6 protein-coding genes are annotated in these 3,705 nt (G+C 40.4%); 1 reads left to right on the plus strand and 5 read right to left on the minus strand.

The annotated features are described in order from the left end of the window. Positions 1 to 380, minus strand: a 380-nt coding sequence (locus BV375_RS37855; RefSeq protein WP_208099241.1) for a hypothetical protein, incomplete at its 3' end; no start/stop codon positions are given. A 404-nt stretch (positions 381 to 784) separates the two neighbouring features. On the opposite strand from BV375_RS37855, the gene BV375_RS35335 reads away from it, so the two are divergent. Further along, positions 785 to 1,672 carry a 2Fe-2S ferredoxin gene (locus BV375_RS35335; RefSeq protein ID WP_086769293.1) on the plus strand — a complete coding sequence of 296 codons (888 nt, stop codon included), beginning with the start codon at positions 785 to 787 and terminating at the stop codon, positions 1,670 to 1,672. Between the two features lie 418 nt (positions 1,673 to 2,090). Here the strand turns inward: BV375_RS35335 and BV375_RS35340 are convergent, their stop codons facing one another. The 4 genes from BV375_RS35340 to BV375_RS35355 form a co-directional block, all read right to left on the minus strand. Continuing rightward, positions 2,091 to 2,408 (minus strand): type II toxin-antitoxin system RelE/ParE family toxin, encoded by a 318-nt coding sequence (locus BV375_RS35340; RefSeq protein ID WP_086769295.1) that lies wholly within the window; start codon positions 2,406 to 2,408, stop codon positions 2,091 to 2,093. Then, a complete protein-coding gene (locus BV375_RS35345) occupies positions 2,408 to 2,662 on the minus strand; it encodes an addiction module antitoxin (protein WP_086769298.1) in 255 nt (84 codons plus the stop codon). Before BV375_RS35345 ends, BV375_RS35340 begins: the two co-directional genes overlap by 1 nt. Positions 2,663 to 2,906: 244 nt before the next feature. Further along, positions 2,907 to 3,182, minus strand: a complete 276-nt coding sequence (locus BV375_RS35350; RefSeq protein ID WP_086769300.1) for a hypothetical protein — start codon at positions 3,180 to 3,182, stop codon at positions 2,907 to 2,909. A 78-nt stretch (positions 3,183 to 3,260) separates the two neighbouring features. Continuing rightward, positions 3,261 to 3,705: tetratricopeptide repeat protein (locus tag BV375_RS35355; RefSeq protein ID WP_143842306.1), on the minus strand; the 445-nt coding region annotated here is incomplete at its 5' end.

Below are 3,705 nucleotides of genomic sequence, written 5' to 3' on the forward strand. Positions count from 1 at the left end.
CAGGAAACCCGCCCACGTGAGTGGCTCCCCAACCTACGCATCTGTCTCATTTTTTCCTGGAATTGGTATGACGCACATTCTACAAGTTCTTCTCCCAAGGCGAGACGCTGCGCGAAGGCGCTCTTGGTGTTTTGACAGTAGCCTTCGGCAAGCCACTGCGCCGACTTTTCGCTGCGTCTGTGTGTAATATAAATTATCCCGCAAATAAAATATGCAATGCCACAAAATGAATTGAGCGTGATCGCAATGCTAGAGTATTGCTTGACAACCAATGAAGAGAATACATTCGTTTGCTTAGAATTGAGCCAAACAGCAGTGCGATGCGTTATAAAACTATCCGCCAGCGACCTGATGTTAAACCTAGCGCCAATCCGCAGCATTGGCCTAACAGATGCTCTCTATACTTGCTAACTTTAGCACACTCTTCTAGAAGCTGACATTGTTTTATAGAGCAATCATGTGAAAGATAAAAAGGCTGAAAAGCTTAAAAATACCTACTTTTAGTCTCCGCATTTCTCAGAATTCGGCTGGCTATAGCATCCTGAAAGTAGTCACTAACAACAGATGTGTTTTATGTCTTAAACAATTTTCACAACACAGCGCACCTGAATTAATTTCAACTAAACTTACAAATTGTGATTAAGTAGAACGGTGTGGAAAAACAAAACTATGTTTTGAAAAATCAAATAGGCTTAAACCCTCTTCCCTCCTGCCTCCTGCCTCATCCCAACGATAAATATTCACGCCGACCTACTTACACAATCGCTTTAACTTCAATTCTAAGATGGCTAAAATACCTTTGTTTTTAAGAAATACTTGGTACTATGCATTACCAAGTAAGCAGTTAAAACCTGGACAAATACTTTCAAAAACTCTCCTGAATGAGCTAATAGTTTTTAGTCGCGATCGCTCAGGCAAAGTCTTTGCCAAGGTAAGTGAAACGAAAAGTTATCCAATCCAAGAGGCTCAAGGAAATATTTGGATTTATATGTCCAATAATGAGACTTCCGCAATATTAGAAGAAATCCCACAAATCCCTGAGTTTGCCGACCAATCCCACCAAGCCGTTGAGTCTATCCGCTTTCCCTGTGATGTCGATCACGCCGTAGTCGGATTGATCGATCCTGCTCATATTGCTTTCGTTCACCAAGCGTGGTGGTGGCGTTCTCCGCAAATACTAAATGAGGTAGCCAAAACCTTTGAACCATCTTTGTATGGCTTTACCATGCGAAAGCATACACTAGAACAACAAACCTTTTTCTATCGCTTAATTGGACGTAATCCACAGATCGAAATCTCATTCCGTTTGCCAGGAATTCGTATTGAGCGCGTATCCACCGACAAACATCTGGTCTGTAACTTAACAGCAATTACTCCCATTTCCGAAACTGAGACCGAGGAAACAACTATGTTCTACACAACTTTACCTTGGTTTCCTATTCTCAAGCCATTATTGCTATGGTTTACGCGCAGTTTTCTTCATCAAGATCGAAAAATTTTGATTCAACAACAAATCGGTTTGAAACATAATCCTCCCTTAACTTTAGTTGGAGATGCTGATGCTCAAGCCCGTTGGTATTATAGATTGAAAGCAGAATTTGCTAAGTCTCAAATACAAGGGCGCTCTTTTGTTAACCCAATTAGAGAAAAGACACTTCGATGGCGTAGTTAAGCTTAATGAGCTAACTTTTCAATAAACACTAGTAAAGCTAATAAAATTAAGGAAATTCTCTAGTAAATGTATGGTGAGTTGTCATGCAACGCAACTCACCATCAAGGATTCAAGGTGCGTTATACCATTTCACCTTAATAATGATATAAATACGCGGCTAAGCTAAGGGTTTAGCAATGCTCATACGTGTCAACTTAACGCGAAACCCTGTTACCGCAAGGAACTGTAGTAGACTTTCGCTATTAGCCAGGGAATTAATTCCCTGGCGGATGAAGAGGCCAAGCGTAACTTAACGGTATAAATCTAGAGAAACACGATTATATTACCCTTAAACGTTGTCGTTGAGAACACTTTTGGCGATGTCTACGAAGGGCTACGTCTACGCATTATTATTGATGAAAGCGATCGCCAATCAATATCATTCCTGTTCTAAAATTGTTTCTATATCTTGCCCTGCATAGAGAATTCGTACAATTTCAATACTTTGATCTCGCTCAAAATAAAAAATTAGATACTTTTTAAATCCTTTAACAGCCCATTTACGTAAACCTTGTAAACGAAGGTTTTCTAGGGAATAACGGCTACCCATTCCAGACATTCTTGCTAACTGTGCAAAAGTTTCTCTTACAGAGTCAAAAAATAAAAGAGCTGTGTCGGGGTTTTCTTGCGCAATGTAAGCAAAATACTCATCAATATCTAAACTGGCCTTGGGTGTAATGACTATCCGCTTTGTCATTATTTATCTTCATGGATCTGGTTGATGAGGTGTGTGCGTTTTTGCTCCCACCATTCATCATTAACTTCTATTACCTCTCCACTTTCAAGTCCGGTAATTAAAAGGTCTTCTATATATTCTTGAGTTTTGCGTTTTTGGTCTTGACTGATTAAATCTTGCAAGTATTCGCTAACAGAACCGTAGCCACCTTGAGTCACTTGTTCCTCAACAAAGACTTTCATCGATTCAGGCAAGGAAATATTAATGCTGCTCATCACCTTGGTAGTTCGCTTGAACTGTTTTTTCCATATTATCAAGGTTTTTCGGGGTTGTCTTTGAGAACACTTTTGGCGATGTCTATGACGGGCTACGCCTACGCATTATTATTGATGAAAGCGATCGCCTTATGAACAACTAGATACCCGACTTTTTGAAAAAGTCGGGTATCTGAGTCTCCATTTGGGTAAGGTGCTATCGCCATGAATAATCACAGCTTTACTTTGCTGTACAACTTGATTTCTAATCTTTTTGTAAAATTTGATCAACTTTGTTCTCAATTGCTGTCAATTTTCTAAGAATTGTCGGACGATCTTCATCCAGAGAAGTGAGCAAGTTAACTATTCCTTCGTTTAAAGTGGCTAATCTCAAGATTGCGTCGTCCATTCTAGAGATTGTTGCATCTATCCTGTCATTTCTTTCTCTGTTTTCTTGTCTCTCCTCAGCCATTGCATCCAGAATTCCTTGAATCGCTCTGGCATTGCTCTGTACTATCTGCTGGAGTTCCTCATTCGTCATTTTTGATTGCTGTTGAGATAGTAAACCTACTTCATAGTATAAACATGAAAAGCGATCGCCTTTACCCACTCTATATAATTACGAATTACGACTTATTTTCTTAGCTAATCGCCAGAGCAGGTAAAAAGGTAAAGTTAATATTACTAACAAAATTAAGACAAACTGACCTAATCGATGTTTCCAAATGCTAAGGGGAGTTAACTGGCGTTGCAGAATTGTCAGATTTTCTCGAATTGTAGCTGTTGAGGGATGATTAACCCCTAACACCCGTTGACACATCGCCAAGGCATCAATGTAGAGAGGTTCGGCTTGGCTGTACCGCCCTTGGCTATTGTAGAGTGCAGCTAAATTGTTCAAGCTAGTTGCGACATTGGGATGGTCGGCGGCAAATAGGCGCTTTGTCATCGCCAAGGCTTCAATCAATAGGGGTTCGGCTTCGTTGTAGCGCCCTTGGCTATTGTAGAGTGCAGCTAAATTGTTCAAGCTTTGTGCCACATCGGGATGGTCGTTGGGAAACAGGCGC

The sequence above is a fragment of the Nostoc sp. 106C genome (assembly GCF_002154725.1).
Taxonomy (GTDB): domain Bacteria; phylum Cyanobacteriota; class Cyanobacteriia; order Cyanobacteriales; family Nostocaceae; genus Aulosira.

Bases quoted from the DNA above. Each gene is read 5' to 3' on its own strand.
- BV375_RS35335 (WP_086769293.1), top strand. From the start codon at position 785: ATGGCTAAAATACCTTTGTTTTTAAGAAATACTTGGTACTATGCATTA.
- BV375_RS35340 (WP_086769295.1), bottom strand. From the start codon at position 2,408: ATGACAAAGCGGATAGTCATTACACCCAAGGCCAGTTTAGATATTGAT.
- BV375_RS35345 (WP_086769298.1), bottom strand. From the start codon at position 2,662: ATGAGCAGCATTAATATTTCCTTGCCTGAATCGATGAAAGTCTTTGTT.
- BV375_RS35350 (WP_086769300.1), bottom strand. From the start codon at position 3,182: ATGACGAATGAGGAACTCCAGCAGATAGTACAGAGCAATGCCAGAGCG.